Raw genomic sequence first — 14,427 nt, forward strand, 5'->3', positions numbered from 1 at the left:
ATGACCCAGCAGACCTCGGTCCTGGAGCCCAGTCGGCGGCCGTTCGCGGGCCTCTATGCCGGCAACGTCCGCGCGGTCGTCGAGCGCGGGCTCATGGCGCTGAAGACCAACAACTGGGCGGTCTTCGTCTCGGGTTTCGTGGAGCCCGTGCTGTTCCTGGCAGCGATGGGCATCGGCCTCGGCCCCCTCATCGGCGGCGTCGAGGGGCCGGGCGGTTCCGAGATGAGCTACGGTGCCTACATCGCTCCCGCGTTGCTCGCCGTCTCGGCGATGAACGGCGCCGTGTACGACTCCACCAACAACGTCTTCTTCAAGCTGCGCTTCTCCAAGCTCTACCAGAACATGCTCTACACGTCGCTCGGACCGCTCGACGTGGCCATGGGGGAGATCTACCTGGCCCTGCAGCGGGGATTCCTCTACGCCACCGCGCTCATGGTGGTCATGAGCTCGCTGGGGCTCGTGACCACGCCGGCTGCGCTCCTCATGGTCCCGGCCGCCGTGCTCGTGGCCTTCGGGTTCGCGGCGCTGGGCATGGGCATCACCAGCTTCATGAAGCGCTTCCAGCACCTGGACTGGGTCAACTTCGCCCTGCTGCCGATGTTCCTCTTCTCCGCGACGCTCTACCCGCTCTCCGTCTACCCCACGGGCATCCAGCTCTTCATCCAGGCCCTGCCCCTCTGGCACGGCGTCGAACTCATGCGCTCGCTCTCGGTCGGCTACTTCACTCCCGCCCTGCTGGGCCATGTGTCTTACTACGTGGTGATGGTCCTGGCCGGCGTCGTCCTGACGACCGCGCGGCTGCGCGCGCTCTTCCTGCGCTGAGGCGGGTGCTGCCGCGGTGCGGGGCAGTGCCGCGGTGCCGCGGTGCCGCGGTGCCGCGGCACCGTGGCACCGCGGCCACCCTTTCCACGCCGGACCTGCGGGAGTACCTTGAGGGCACGCCCGCGACGCTCGTCCGCGAGCCCGCGGAGTCCAGATGATGCGTCTGAACTGCACGTGAGAGGGAGGTACCCATGATCGGCACATGGCAGTCTCTGGTGTTCGACTGCGAGGACCCGGATCGGCTGGCGACGTTCTACGAGGAGGTCCTCGGCATGGTCCGCGTCCAGCACGACGACGACGGGAGCTGGATCACGATCGGCGATGCGCCCGACCGCCCCGCAATCGCATTCCAGCAGGTAGACGTGTACGTCCCGCCGGAGTGGCCCGGCCACCTGCATCCGCAGCAGGCCCATCTGGACATCAAGGTCGAGGACCTCGACGTCGCCGAGGCGCAGGTGCTCAGACTGGGCGCCACGTCGATGAACAGCGGGACCGACTCCTTCCGTGTCTACACGGACCCGGCCGGCCATCCGTTCTGCCTCGTGACGAGCCTGGCGGGGGACTCCACCATCTGGTGAGCCGCCCGCGTCGGTGACGCTGTGGAGGTCGACGGCGCAGCGGACGGGAAGGCCGGCCGCCCTCCCCGTCCGCTGCCCGCGTCGGCGTGTTCGCCTCCAGCCCAACCGTTGCAGGACCGCGCGCGGGCACGCTCCGGATTTGCGACAATAAGGCCATGCACAATCTCCCCGGCGGATCGGCCGACTCCAGCGCGGCCGGCAAGAAGTCCCTGCAGGACCGCAAGATCACCCTCAAGGCCAGCACGCTCACGTTCGCCGTCATGGTGACTGTCTTCCTGGTCGCGGTCGTGTTCGCTGCCAACGAGAACGATGTCATCGGCTGGATCGTCGTCATCGTCTCCCTCGGGTGGCTGCTGCTCGCCGCCTTCCTGGCGTTCGGGATCGCGCGGGGCACCAAGAAGATGCAGGAGCAGTTCGCCGGCGTCCGCGCGGACATGGCGCGCAGCGGAGGCGGCTCCACCACGCTGGTCCAGCAGGACACGTCCGCCCGGGACATGAAGCTGGACCACTCCTTCAAGATCGTGGAGGTGCAGGTCGGTGTCGTGAAGGAGTACCTGGACCAGGAGGGCGACGACGCCCGCGGGATGGTGGACCGCGCCCTGGAGACCATCGAGATCACGGCCCACAACGCCCGCGGCATGATGAAGGACGGCAAGAACGGCAAGAACGGCGGCGACCCGCTCTCCGGCGATATCGTCGGCTAGACGTCCGACCGGCCCGCGGAGGGCTGCGGAGGGCTGCGCCCGGCACGGTTCACACGGGCCGAGGGCACGGCACCGACCCGGTAATGTGGTGGCGTGACCGACGCAGAGACAGCACCCGTGGAAACCGCAACGCCGACCGCCGACGAGACCGTCTACCCGGCCAAGACGCCGGGGACCGTCCGGGTGGCCACCGTCAACGTGAACGGCATCCGCGCCGCCTACAAGCGCGGCATGGCCGACTGGCTGGCCGCCCGCGACGTCGACATTCTCACTCTCCAGGAGGTCCGCGCGCCGGACGCCGTCGTCCGCGAGCTGATCGGCGACGGATGGCACATCCTGCACGCCGAGGCGGAGGCCAAGGGGCGCGCCGGCGTCGCCGTCGTCTCCCGGCTGGAGCCGACCGCCACCCGCGGGCATATCGGCGAGGACTACTTCGCCACGGCGGGTCGCTGGGTCGAGGCCGACTTCGAGGTCGGCGGCGAGACCCTCACCGTGGTCAGCGCCTATGTGCACTCCGGCGAGATCGGCACCCCCAAGCAGGACGACAAGTACCGCTTCCTCGACGTCATGGTCCAGCGGATGCCGCAGCTGCGCGCCGAGAAGGACCACGTGCTCATCACCGGCGATCTCAACGTCTGCCACACGGAGCGCGACCTGAAGAACTGGAAGCCCAACCACAACAAGCGGGCGGGCGTGCTGGATGAGGAGATCGTGTACTTCGACCGCTTCTTCGGCGAGGAGATCGGCTACAAGGACGTGGCCCGCGAGCTCTCCGGCGACGTCGACGGTCCCTACAGCTGGTGGTCCTGGCGCGGCAAGGCCTTCGACAACAACGCCGGCTGGCGGATCGACTACCATATGGCCACCCCGGGCCTGCTGGCCCGGGCGGAAAGCGTCGCCGTCGATCGCGCCCCCACCTACGACACCCGGTTCTCCGATCACGCACCGGTCGTCGTCGACTACCAGTTCTAGAAGGAACACCATGAGCACCGAAGCCACCACCCCGGCCCCCGCCGCCGGAGACGCAGCGGCGCGCCCGCGCGTCCTGTCCGGCATGCAGCCCTCGGCCGCCTCGCTGCACCTCGGCAACTACCTCGGCGCGCTGGTCAACTGGGTCAGGACGCAGGACCAGTACGACGCGTTCTTCTTCGTGCCGGACATGCACGCCATCACCGTGCCGCAGGATCCCGTCGAGCTCCGCGAGCACACCCGGCGCACCGCCGCGCAGTTCATCGCCGGCGGCATCGACGTCGACCGCAGCACGCTCTTCGTCCAGTCGCAGGTGCCGGAGCATGCGCAGCTGGCCTGGGTCCTGACCTGCATCACGGGCTTCGGCGAGGCCTCCCGCATGACGCAGTTCAAGGACAAGTCGGCCAAGGGCGGCCTGGAGAACGCGGGCGTCGGCCTCTTCACCTACCCGATGCTGATGGCCGCGGACATCCTGATGTACCAGCCGCAGGGCGTCCCGGTCGGCGACGACCAGCGCCAGCACGTCGAGCTGGCCCGCGATCTGGCGAATCGGTTCAACCACCGGTTCGGTGAGACGTTCGTGGTGCCGGAGGCCTTCATCCCCGAGTCCGGGGCGCGGATCTACGACCTGCAGCACCCGACGCGGAAGATGTCCAAGTCCGCCGAGAGCCCCAACGGGCTGATCAACATCCTCGACGAGCCGAAGGTCATCGCCAAGCGCATCAAGTCGGCCGTGACCGACACCGACACCGTCATCGCCTACGACCGCGAGACGAAGCCGGGGGTGTCCAACCTGCTCGACATCCTCTCCGCCGTCACGGGCCGCAGTGTCGAGCAGCTCGTGGCCGAGTACGACGGCAAGATGTACGGCCACCTGAAGGTCGACGTCGCCGAGGCCGTCGTCTCCGCTCTGCAGCCGGTGCGCGAGCGTACCCTCGAGCTGCTCGACGACCCGGCCGAGCTGGACCGGCTCCTGGCCACGGGCGCGGCGAAGGCACGCGACGTCGCCTCGGAGACGCTCGAGACGGTCTACCGCAACGTGGGCTTCCTGCAGCTCGGCGCGGAGGCGGCCGCCCTGGTGAAGCAGGCGGGTCGGTAGACACACCCCGACGGGCACGGAGGAGAGGCGCCGAGTGGCGGACAGGCAGCACGGGGACGGACCGCGGAATCCTGCGGCGCCCGTCGGACCGACGGCCCCCGAGGGTGCCACGCTCGGGATCGTGATCTCGCTGCCGGAGCCGGCCGCCGGACGGCTCCGGCGCGTGCGCGCCGCGTACGGCGGGCCGGAGAGTACCGTCGAGGCCCCGCACATCACGCTGGTCACGGGCGGTCCCACCGCCGACTGGGAGAGCGCACGCGATCACGTTGCGGCCGTCGCGGCCCGCACCCCTCGGTTCGCGGTCCGCCTGCGGGGGACCGGATCGTTCCGTCCCGTCACGGACGTCGTCTTCGTGCGGGTCGTCGAAGGCTGGGACGCGTGCCGGGAGCTCCATGACGCCCTGTGCGCCGGGCCGCTCGTCCACGGCACGGGCTACGACTACCACCCGCACGTCACGGTCGCCCACGATGCGCCGGAGGAGGGCCTGCAGCGCGCCTTTGCCGAACTCGCCGATTTCGAGGCAGAGTTTGCTGTGGACCGGATCGACTTGTTCGGCATCGACGACGACGGGCGCTGGGCGCTCAGCGAGGAGCTGCGCCTTGGGACGCACACCGGAACGGAGACCGGCCCGCGCCGCGATGCGGGCCTCGGCGAAGCCGGCCCATCGTGACCCCCGGCCGGCGGCCCGCGCCGGCGACGAGACCGACGACGATTCGCTGACGGCGCTGGACCGAGTGCGTCTCCGCCACGACGTCCTCCGCCGGAGCACGGAGCTGCGGCGGGCGTCCCGGGAGGGGCGGCCGGTCCACCAGCGCGCGCTCGCGCTGCTCGGCTGGCTCGTCGCGCACGTCCAGTCCTGGCTGCCCGTGCGGGCCTTCACGGTGTACGGGCAGCGCCGGGGCGGGCTCATGGCCGCCGGCACCGCCTACCTCATGTTCTTCTCCGTCGCCTCGATGCTCGTCGCCGGCTTCGCGATCCTCGGGCTCGTCGCCGCGGGCAACCAGGAGCTGCAGGACCTGGTGGTGCGCACCGTGGACCGCAGCACGCCGGGCCTCATCGGCGCGGAGGAGAATGCACTGGTCACCCGCGAGCAGCTCTTCAACGCGCAGCGCGGCTTCGGGTGGGCGCTCGTGATCTCCACCGCCGTCACGGTCTTCTCCTCCCTGCGCTGGATCGACGGGCTGCGGCAGGGTATGCGCGGCGTGTTCGGGCTGCCCCACGTGGAAGTGAACGTCGCCCTGCTCAAGCTGCGCGACCTCGGCGTGCTGCTGATCCTGGGCGCCAGCCTCATCGTCACCAGCGTCGTCGGCCTGGTCGCCGGCGCCGCGCTGGACTGGACGCTGGAGATGCTCGGCGTCGCCTCGGCGGTGGGCGCGTTCTTCGCCCAGGCGACCACCATCCTCGTCATGCTCCTGCTGGACATCGCGGTGTCCATGATCCTCTTCCGCCTGGCGTCCATGATCTCGATGCCGCGCCGTGCCCTGCTGGAGGCGGCCCTGATCGCCGGCGCCGGTGCGACGGTCCTGCGGCTGTTCTCCTCGGTCCTGCTGGGCGGCCTGGCGGGGAGGCCGATCATCGGCTCCTTCGCGGTGGTCCTGGGACTCTTCGTCTGGTTCTACCTGCTCAGCCAGGTCTACCTGGTCGCCACGGCGTGGGGCGCGGTCGTCACCGCCGACGCCCACGCCGAGCGCGCGGCCAGCACCGGTGTCCGTGCGTTGAGCCTCCGCCAGCGGGCGCAGCTGAAGCGGTCTGCGGACGACGGCGGCCGGCCCGAGGGGGGGGAGGCCAGGGTCTAGGAAGTCCCGGCCTCGGGCCCGGCCTCGGGCCTGGATCCGGAGACCAGGGGCTAGTCGGCCGCCCGGGCGGCCTGCTCCGCGCCGCTGAAGTACTGGTCGGCCCAGGCGGCGATCATGGCGGCGGCGCGTGTTCCGTGGATCCGCCGCGTGAGCAGGTGGTCGGCCCCGTCGAGCGAGAAGAACGACTTGGGGTGCCGTGCCTCGAGGAAGATCTTCCCCGCGTTGTCCAGTCCCACCGTGTTGTCCGTGGGGGAGTGCATCACCAGCAGAGCCGCGTCCAGATCGCGGATATAGCCACGCAGGTCGTGCTCCTCGACGTCCTCGATGAAGGCCCTCGTGATCTCGAGCCGGCGCGGCCCCAGCCTCAGCTCGGCGCTGCCCTGGGCCTCGATGTCCGACATGAGGTGCTCGAAGTTGTGGGTGACGTGGCCCGGATGGAAGGGCGCGCCGATCGTCGCGACGGCGTGCGGGCGGACCTCCGTCGCAGCGGCGAGGACGGCGGCGCCGCCGAGGGAGTGGCCCACCAGCAACTCGGGCTGGTGACCGAGCTCGCGGAGCTTCTCCGCGGCCAGGACGGTGTCCTGGACCTTCAGACTGAATGAGGTGTCGGCGAAGTCGCCGCCGGAGCCGCCGAGGCCGAGGTTGTCGTAGCGGAGCATCCCGACGCCGCGGCGGGCGAGCTCCCGGCAGACCCGTGCCGTCGCGTGCGAGTCCTTGCCCAGGGTGAAGCCGTGCGACATCACGCCCCAGCCGACGGCGGGCCCCTCGGGGACGTCGAGCACGGCCGCCAGCTCGTAGCCGCTGGCGCTGGTGAAGGTCAGGTTCTCGGTAGGCACCCCACCATCCTAGGCGGGAGCCGGCCCGCGTCGCGGTGCGTTAAACGCCCGTGGCGCGAACCGGAGGGTTCGCGCCACGGGCGTGGGGACGGCCGGGCCGTCGTGCGTCCGGATCAGATGCTGCGGGTCAGGACCGCCTGCTTGACCTCGGCGATCGCCTTGGTGACCTGGATGCCGCGCGGGCACGCCTCGGAGCAGTTGAAGGTGGTGCGGCAGCGCCACACGCCTTCCTTGTCGTTGAGGATCTCCAGGCGCATGTCGCCGGCGTCGTCGCGGCTGTCGAAGATGAACCGGTGCGCGTTGACGATCGCGGCCGGGCCGAAGTACTGGCCATCGGTCCAGAAGACCGGGCAGGACGACGTGCACGCGGCGCACAGGATGCACTTGGTCGTGTCGTCGTAGCGCTCGCGATCCTCGGGGGACTGGTAGCGCTCGGCCGACGGCTCGTGGCCCTTGGCGACGAGGAACGGCATGATCTCGCGGTAGGACTGGAAGAACGGCTCCATGTCCACGATCAGGTCCTTCTCGACCGGCAGGCCCTTGATGGCCTCGACGGTGATCGGCTTCGCCGTGTCGAGGTCCTTCAGCAGCGTCTTGCAGGCCAGGCGGTTGCGCCCGTTGATGCGCATGGCATCGGAGCCGCACACGCCGTGCGCGCAGGAGCGGCGGAACGACAGCGAGCCGTCGATCTCCCACTTGACCTTGTGCAGGGCGTCCAGCACACGGTCGGTGCCGTACATGGTGAGCTCGAAGTCCTCCCAGTAGGCCTCCTCGGAGACCTCCGGGTCGTAGCGCCGGACGCGCAGGGTGATGTCGAACTGGGGGATCTCTCCGCTGCCGCTCGCGCCGGGAGCCAGATCCACCTTGGATGCGGGTTCAGATACTTCGGTGCTCATCAGTACTTACGCTCCATCGGCTGGTAACGGGTGAACACGACGGGCTTGGTGTCGAAGCGCAGGCCCTTGAGCCCCTGCATCTCCGCCGTCTCGTCCTTGTACACCATCGAGTGCTTCATGAACCGCTCGTCGTCGCGGTCCGGGAAGTCCTCGCGGAAGTGACCGCCGCGGGACTCCTCGCGGCCCAGGGCCGCAATGGACATGACCTCGGCCAGGTCCAGGAGGAAGCCGAGCTCGACGGCCTCCAGGAGATCCAGGTTGAAGCGTTTGCCCTTGTCCTGGATGCTGACGTTCTTGTAGCGCTCGCGCAGGGCGGCGATGTCGTCGACGGCCTTCCTGATCGTCTCGCCCGTGCGGAACACCTGCATGTTGGCGTCCATCGTGTCCTGCAGGTCCTTGCGGATCGCTGCGATCCGCTCGGTGCCGGTGCCGCTGCGGACGATGTCGAGCATCTCCTCCGTCCCCGCGAGCGGGTTCTCCGGGAGGTCGACGAAGTCGGCGGTCTTGGAGTACTCGGCCGCGTAGATGCCGGCGCGCTTGCCGAAGACGTTGATGTCGAGCAGCGAGTTGGTGCCGAGGCGGTTGGAGCCGTGCACGGACACGCAGGCGACCTCGCCCGCGGCGTAGAGGCCGGGGATCGGCGTCTCGTTGTCCTGGAGGACCTCGCCCTGGATGTTGGTCGGGATGCCGCCCATGACGTAGTGCGCCGTCGGGAAGACGGGGACCGGCTCCGTGTACGGCTCGACGCCCAGGTAGGTCCGGGCGAACTCGGTGATGTCCGGCAGCTTCGCGTCGATGTGCGCCGGCTCGAGGTGGGTCAGGTCGAGCAGGACGTAGTCCTTGTTCGGCCCGCAGCCGCGGCCCTCGCGGACCTCGTTGGCCATCGACCGGGCGACGATGTCGCGCGGTGCCAGGTCCTTGATGGTCGGGGCGTAGCGCTCCATGAAGCGCTCGCCCTCCGAGTTGCGGAGGATGGCGCCCTCGCCGCGGGCCGCCTCGGAGAGCAGGATGCCGAGGCCGGCCAGACCGGTGGGGTGGAACTGCACGAACTCCATGTCCTCGAGCGGGATGCCCTTGCGGAACGCGATGCCCATACCGTCGCCGGTGAGCGTGTGCGCGTTGGAGGTCGTCTTGAAGACCTTGCCGGCACCGCCGGAGGCGAAGACCACGGACTTGGCCTGGAAGACGTGCAGCTCGCCGGTGGCGAGGTCGTAGGAGACGACGCCGGCCACGCGCTTCTGCTTGTACGGGGTCCCGTCCTCGCGGGTCGCGTCCTCCTCGACGGTGAGGAGATCGAGGACGTAGAACTCGTTGTAGAACTCCACGTTGTGCTTGACGCAGTTCTGGTACAGCGTCTGCAGGATCATGTGACCGGTGCGGTCGGCGGCGTAGCAGGCGCGGCGCACGGGGGCCTTGCCGTGGTCGCGGGTGTGCCCGCCGAAGCGGCGCTGGTCGATCTTGCCCTCGGGCGTGCGGTTGAACGGCAGGCCCATCTTCTCCAGGTCGAGGACCGCGTCGATGGCCTCCTTGGCCATCACCTCGGCGGCGTCCTGGTCCACCAGGTAGTCGCCGCCCTTGATCGTGTCGAAGGTGTGCCACTCCCAGTTGTCTTCCTCGACATTGGCGAGTGCCGCGCACATGCCGCCCTGGGCGGCGCCCGTGTGGGAGCGGGTCGGGTAGAGCTTGGTCAGGACGGCGGTGCGCGCGCGCTGACCGGATTCGATCGCGGCGCGCATACCGGCGCCGCCGGCGCCGACGATGACGACGTCGTACTTGTGTACCTGCATTCCGGGTGCTCTCTCTTTTCTAGAAAACTCGGTTCGGCGCGAGCGCCGGACTACTTGCAGATCTCGAGCGGGGAGCCCGGGATGCACGGATCGAACGTGAAGATCACCAGGGTGCCCAGGGTGATGATGACGATCGTCGCGAAGTAGAGGATGCCCTTCAGCCAGAAGCGGGTGCGATCCTTGTCTGCGTAGTCGTTGATGATGGTGCGGACGCCGTTGGTGCCGTGGAGCATGGCCAACCACAGCATCGCGAGGTCCCAGAACTGCCAGAACGGGTCGGCCCACTTGCCGGCGACGAAGCCGAAGTCGAGGCCGTTGATGCCGTCGCCGACGAGCAGGTTGGTGATCAGGTGCCCGAAGATCAGGACGACGAGGAAGACGCCGGAGATGCGCATGAAGAGCCACGCGAGCATCTCGAAGTTGCCCTTGCGGCCGGGGACCCGGTTGTACTTGGCGTCGATGCGGCCGGAGCGCGGCGGGACGAATTCTGTGGTTGCGGCCATGGCCTAGTGACCTCCCAGAGCCAGAGTGAGGTGGCGGGCCGCGAAACCGATGGTCGCGATGGCCCAGATGACGAGGACGCCCCACAGCAGCTGGCGCTGGAACTTGGGCCCCTGCTTCCAGAAGTCCACGAGGATCAGGCGCAGGCCGTTGAAGGCGTGGAAGAGGATCGCGGCGACCAGTGCGGTCTCGCCGAAAGCCATGAGCGGGTTCTGGTAGGTGCCGATGACGGCGTCGTAGGCACCCGGGGACACGCGGACCAGGGATGTGTCCAGGACGTGCACCAGAAGGAAGAAGAAGATGACAACACCGGTGATCCGATGCCCTACCCAGGACCACATGCCTTCGCGGCCGCGGTAGAGGGTGCCTGACGAAGTCTTCGACACTGAAATAACCTCCATGCATCGCAGGGCGCTTGTGCGGCTTTACGCACAATATTTCGACGCCGGTGCGTGAGCGTTCCTGCCCGATCTTAGTCCACGAACTTAATCGCGTTCTCCCATGTTGCCCGCCGGGTGGCGAGGCTCACAGGCGCGCGGTCCGATCCGCGTCAGCACGCGGAAAACTCCCTCCAATTCCGCAACGCCGGCGTGCCCTAAGTCGCGCCCTCTCCTCCCGCGGATCCCCAGCTGCGTCCCTTAGCCTGTTCCTCATGACCACAGACATCTTCGAGCGCTTCTACGGCGTCATCCCGGCCGGCGGCGTCGGGACCCGCCTGTGGCCGCTGTCCCGGGCGGCCGCCCCCAAGTTCCTGCACGATCTGACCGGCTCCGGCAGCACCCTCATCCGGGCGACCTACGACCGGCTGTCGCCGCTGGCGGGGGAGCGGATCATGGTGGTCACCGGGACGGCCCACCGCGCCGCGGTCTGTGAGCAGCTGCCGGAGATCTCGGACACCAATCTGGTGCTCGAGAGCGAGCCGAAGGACTCGGCGGCCGCCATCGGCCTCGCCGCGGCGATCCTGCACCGCCGCGACCCGGGGACGATCATGGGCTCCTTCGCTGCCGATCAGGTTGTGGGCCCCGTCGAGGTCTTCCTGGAGGCCGTGCGCGAGGCCGTGGTCACCGCCGCCACCGGCAAGATCGTCACCATCGGCATCCGTCCCACCCTGCCGTCCACCGGATTCGGGTACATCAGGCAGGGCGACCGGCTCGGCATCGAGGGCGCGCCCAGCGCCACCGACGTCGCCGAGTTCGTGGAGAAGCCGAGCGAGGACGTCGCGCGCCGCTACGTCGCCTCGGGCGACTACCTCTGGAACGCCGGCATGTTCGTGGCCCCCACGTCGCTCATGCTGCAGCACCTGGAGGCCAACGAGCCCCTGCTCTACGCGGGACTCTGCGAGATCGCCGACGCGTGGGACGGGCCGGACCGCGACGAGGTCGCCGCGCGCGTTTGGCCGACCCTGCCGAAGATCGCCATCGACTACGCGGTCGCCGAGCCCGCGGCCGCCGCAGGCGACGTCGCGATGGTGCCGGGGACGTTCACGTGGGACGACGTCGGCGACTTCGCGGCCCTCGGCCGCCTGAACCCGGCGGCGGAGAACAGCAAGCTGAAGGTCATCGGCGAGGGCGCCCGCGTCTACTCGGACAACGCCTCCGGCGTGGTGGTCTCCGACTCCAAGCGGGTGATCGCGCTGATCGGCATCGACGACGTCGTCGTCGTGGACACGCCGGACGCGCTGCTGGTGACCACCCAGGAGCACGCCCAGCAGGTCAAGCAGGCCGTCGAGGCGCTCAAGGCCAGCGGGGCCGTCGACGTCCTCTGACGGGCCGGACGGCGCAGTGGGCGCGACACAATGAGCCGGACAGCGCCGTCGTCCGTATTAAGGTGGCGGATGTGAACACCACAGGAGCGCAGACAACGGTGCGGGACGACAGCCAGGACGACGGCGGGACCTCGGTGCCGCTCGTCGGCCCCTGGGTGGAACCGCTGCTGGACCACCTCGTGGCCTTCCGGCGCGACGTCCACGCGCACCCGGAGCTGTCGTTCCACGAGAAGCGGACCACCGACCGGATCGTCGCCGAGCTGGAGGCCGCCGGGCTGGAGCCGGTGCGGCTCGAGGGCACGGGCGCGCTGGTCGAGATCGGCCGCGGCCCGCTCGCGCTCGCGCTGCGCGCCGACATCGACGCCCTGCCCGTCCTCGAGGAGACCGGGCTGGACTACGCCTCCAAGGTCGAGGGCGTCTGCCACGCCTGCGGCCACGACATCCACACGACCGTGATGGTCGGCGTGTCGATCGTCCTGAAGCGGATGTACGACGACGGCCTGCTGAAGGCGCGCGTGCGCGTCATCTTCCAGCCCGCCGAGGAGCGCATGCCCGGCGGGGCGCTGGAGGTCATCAGGCAGGGCGTGCTCGACGGCGTGCCCCGGATCCTGGCCCTGCACTGCGACCCCCGCGTCGACGCCGGGACGATCGGCACCCGCATCGGCGCCATCACCTCTGCCGCGGACACCATCAAGCTGGAGCTCAGCGGGCGCGGCGGACACACCTCGCGGCCCCACCTGACGGAGGACCTGGTCTACGCGCTGTCCAAGGTCGCCACCGACGTCCCCGCCGTGCTCAGCCGGCGGATCGACGTGCGCAGCGCCGTGTCCGTGGTGTGGGGCCAGATCACGGCGGGCTCGGCGCCCAACGCCATCCCGGCGACAGGATACCTCGCGGGCACCATGCGCTGCCTCGACGCCGAGGCGTGGGAGGCCGCGGGCGACCTCCTCGACGAGGTGGTCCAGCAGGTGGCGCTGCCCTACGGAGTCGACGTGAAGCTGGAGCATCTGCGCGGCGTGCCGCCGGTCGTGAACTCCGCCGCCGAGACGGAGCTCATCGAGTCCGCGGCGCGGGCCGAGATCGGTGCCGCGGGCATCAGCCTGACGCCGCAGTCCATGGGTGGCGAGGACTTCGCCTGGATGACGCACAAGGTGCCCGGCTCCATGTTCCGCCTGGGCACCCGCACGCCCGGGGGCGAGACCTTCGATCTGCACCGCGGCGACTACACCCCGGACGAGCGCGCCATCGGCGTCGGCGTGCGTGTCATGGCCGCCGCCGCCGTCCGCGCCGCGGCGAAGCTCCGAGCGAGTGTCCGCCAGGACGGCCCCGTCGGCGAGTAGGCCGCGGCCTCGCGCGACACCTGGACCGTCCCGCCATCCGCGGCTACTGGCCGGTAACGAATCGCCAACGATCGTCCCGCGGGGCCTCCCGCGAGCTGGCAGGGGGCGTCCACGGCGGTTACCCTGTGTTACACATTGGTTGATCTGGGTCACTTCTGAACCGCCCAGGTGAGTCCGCCCCCACTCGCATCTCCGGCTCCGGCCGGACGTCGGGGCTCATTTTCGACGGAGGAACTTTGAAGAACATTCAGCGCAGCAAGCGCTCCCTGGGCGTCGCCGCAGCCGTACTGGGCGCGTCCGCCCTGGCCCTGAGCGCCTGTGGCGCGGCCCCCGAGGAGGGCGGCGGACAGGCCGCCGAGGAGATCGACTACAAGGCCTGCATGGTCTCGGACGAGGGCGGCTTCGACGACGCCTCCTTCAACCAGGCCTCGCACGAGGGTCTCGTCAAGGCGGAGGAGGAGCTCGGCGTCGAGATCCTGGACGCCGAGTCGACGGCCAGCACGGACATGGGCCCGAACATCGACCAGATGGTCCAGCAGGGCTGCAACATCATCGTGACCGCCGGCTTCATGTTCGAGGACCTGCCGCTGCAGGCCGCCGAGGCGAACCCGGAGACCAAGTTCGTCGTGGTCGACTACGGCTACGAGACCGTGCCGGAGAACATGCGCACGCTGAACTACAACACGGGCGAGGCCGCCTACCTGGCCGGCTACGCGGCCGCCGGCTACTCCAAGAGCGGCAAGGTCGGCACGTACGGCGGTGCCGAGATCACCACGGTCACCGACTTCATGAACGGCTTCGCCAACGGCGTGGCCAAGTACAACGAGGACAAGGGCGCCGACGTGCAGGTCGTCGGAACCGACACGTTCGTCGGTAACTTCTCGGACACGGTGAAGGCGCGCCAGATCGCGGACAACTTCATCGCGGACGGTGTGGACGTGATCATGCCGGTGGCCGGCCCGCTGGGCCAGACGGCGGTGGACGCCGTCAACGAGTCCGGCAGCACGGACGACACCGTGGTGTGGGTCGACACCGACGGCCACGAGTACGCCAACGGCGGCGAGGAGGCCGTCCTGACCTCGGTGATGAAGAAGATGGGCGAGACCACCTTCGAGTCGATCGAGCAGGACGTCAACGGAGAGTGGGAGGGCGGCGCGTACCTCGGCACGCTCGAGAACGGCGGCGTCGGCCTCGCACCCTTCTACGACTTCGAGTCGAAGCTGCCGGAGGGCATGCAGAGCGAGCTCGACGCGCTCAAGGAGCAGATCGTCGCGGGCGAGATCGACCCGCTCGCCTGATCCTCCACGGGCGGACGCGGATGGCCGGGGGCGATA

General features: G+C 69.4%; 15 protein-coding genes. 10 read left to right on the forward strand and 5 right to left on the reverse strand.

The window, feature by feature from the left end; genetic code table 11:
* The 7 genes from RIN46_RS05520 to RIN46_RS05550 all read left to right on the forward strand — a co-directional run bounded on the left by RIN46_RS05520 (position 1) and on the right by RIN46_RS05550 (position 5,968).
* Complete coding sequence (locus RIN46_RS05520; protein ID WP_309080463.1) at positions 1-822, forward strand: ABC transporter permease; 822 nt, start codon at positions 1-3, stop codon at positions 820-822.
* Positions 823-1,013: 191 nt separating this feature from the next.
* The gene (locus RIN46_RS05525) at positions 1,014-1,400 is read left to right on the forward strand and encodes a VOC family protein (RefSeq protein ID WP_309080462.1); all 387 of its coding nucleotides are present in this window, start codon (positions 1,014-1,016) and stop codon (positions 1,398-1,400) included.
* A 155-nt stretch (positions 1,401-1,555) separates the two neighbouring features.
* Complete coding sequence (locus RIN46_RS05530) at positions 1,556-2,104, forward strand: hypothetical protein (protein WP_309080461.1); 549 nt, start codon at positions 1,556-1,558, stop codon at positions 2,102-2,104.
* Between the two features lie 117 nt (positions 2,105-2,221).
* On the forward strand, positions 2,222-3,076 hold the full coding sequence (locus RIN46_RS05535; protein WP_309080536.1) for an exodeoxyribonuclease III: 855 nt from the start codon (positions 2,222-2,224) through the stop codon (positions 3,074-3,076).
* A gap of 10 nt (positions 3,077-3,086) precedes the next feature.
* Positions 3,087-4,172, forward strand: a complete 1,086-nt coding sequence (gene trpS, locus RIN46_RS05540) for a tryptophan--tRNA ligase (protein WP_309080460.1) — start codon at positions 3,087-3,089, stop codon at positions 4,170-4,172.
* 34 nt (positions 4,173-4,206) lie between these two features.
* Positions 4,207-4,842, forward strand: coding sequence for a 2'-5' RNA ligase family protein (locus tag RIN46_RS05545; protein WP_309080459.1), 636 nt, complete (start codon positions 4,207-4,209; stop codon positions 4,840-4,842).
* The gene (locus RIN46_RS05550) at positions 4,772-5,968 is read left to right on the forward strand and encodes a YihY/virulence factor BrkB family protein (protein WP_309080458.1); all 1,197 of its coding nucleotides are present in this window, start codon (positions 4,772-4,774) and stop codon (positions 5,966-5,968) included. The genes RIN46_RS05545 and RIN46_RS05550 overlap by 71 nt, the downstream gene beginning before the upstream one ends.
* 50 nt (positions 5,969-6,018) lie before the next feature.
* On the opposite strand, the gene RIN46_RS05555 is transcribed toward RIN46_RS05550, so the two are convergent.
* The 5 genes from RIN46_RS05555 to sdhC all read right to left on the reverse strand — a co-directional run bounded on the left by RIN46_RS05555 (position 6,019) and on the right by sdhC (position 10,389).
* Complete coding sequence (locus RIN46_RS05555; protein WP_309080457.1) at positions 6,019-6,804, reverse strand: alpha/beta hydrolase; 786 nt, start codon at positions 6,802-6,804, stop codon at positions 6,019-6,021.
* A gap of 113 nt (positions 6,805-6,917) precedes the next feature.
* On the reverse strand, positions 6,918-7,700 hold the full coding sequence (locus RIN46_RS05560) for a succinate dehydrogenase iron-sulfur subunit (RefSeq protein WP_309080456.1): 783 nt from the start codon (positions 7,698-7,700) through the stop codon (positions 6,918-6,920).
* Entirely contained in the window at positions 7,700-9,487 is a 1,788-nt protein-coding gene (sdhA, locus tag RIN46_RS05565) for a succinate dehydrogenase flavoprotein subunit (protein ID WP_309080455.1), read from the reverse strand. The genes RIN46_RS05560 and sdhA overlap by 1 nt, the downstream gene beginning before the upstream one ends.
* A 50-nt stretch (positions 9,488-9,537) precedes the next feature.
* Positions 9,538-9,990, reverse strand: a complete 453-nt coding sequence (locus tag RIN46_RS05570) for a succinate dehydrogenase hydrophobic membrane anchor subunit (RefSeq protein WP_309080454.1) — start codon at positions 9,988-9,990, stop codon at positions 9,538-9,540.
* 3 nt (positions 9,991-9,993) lie between these two features.
* Complete coding sequence (sdhC, locus tag RIN46_RS05575; RefSeq protein WP_309080453.1) at positions 9,994-10,389, reverse strand: succinate dehydrogenase, cytochrome b556 subunit; 396 nt, start codon at positions 10,387-10,389, stop codon at positions 9,994-9,996.
* Between the two features lie 251 nt (positions 10,390-10,640).
* Here sdhC and RIN46_RS05580 point away from each other — a divergent pair, with 251 nt between their 5' ends.
* From RIN46_RS05580 to RIN46_RS05590, 3 genes are all read left to right on the forward strand, one after another.
* The gene (locus tag RIN46_RS05580; RefSeq protein WP_309080452.1) at positions 10,641-11,753 is read left to right on the forward strand and encodes a mannose-1-phosphate guanylyltransferase; all 1,113 of its coding nucleotides are present in this window, start codon (positions 10,641-10,643) and stop codon (positions 11,751-11,753) included.
* A gap of 134 nt (positions 11,754-11,887) precedes the next feature.
* Entirely contained in the window at positions 11,888-13,093 is a 1,206-nt protein-coding gene (locus tag RIN46_RS05585) for an amidohydrolase (protein WP_375141853.1), read from the forward strand.
* Positions 13,094-13,329: 236 nt separating this feature from the next.
* Positions 13,330-14,391: a BMP family ABC transporter substrate-binding protein gene (locus RIN46_RS05590; protein ID WP_309080451.1), complete on the forward strand. Its 1,062-nt coding sequence runs from the start codon at positions 13,330-13,332 to the stop codon at positions 14,389-14,391.
* The last annotated feature ends 36 nt before the right edge of the window (positions 14,392-14,427 follow it).

The sequence above is a fragment of the Zhihengliuella sp. genome (assembly GCF_031178195.1).
In the GTDB taxonomy this organism is placed as follows: Bacteria; Actinomycetota; Actinomycetes; order Actinomycetales; family Micrococcaceae; genus Zhihengliuella.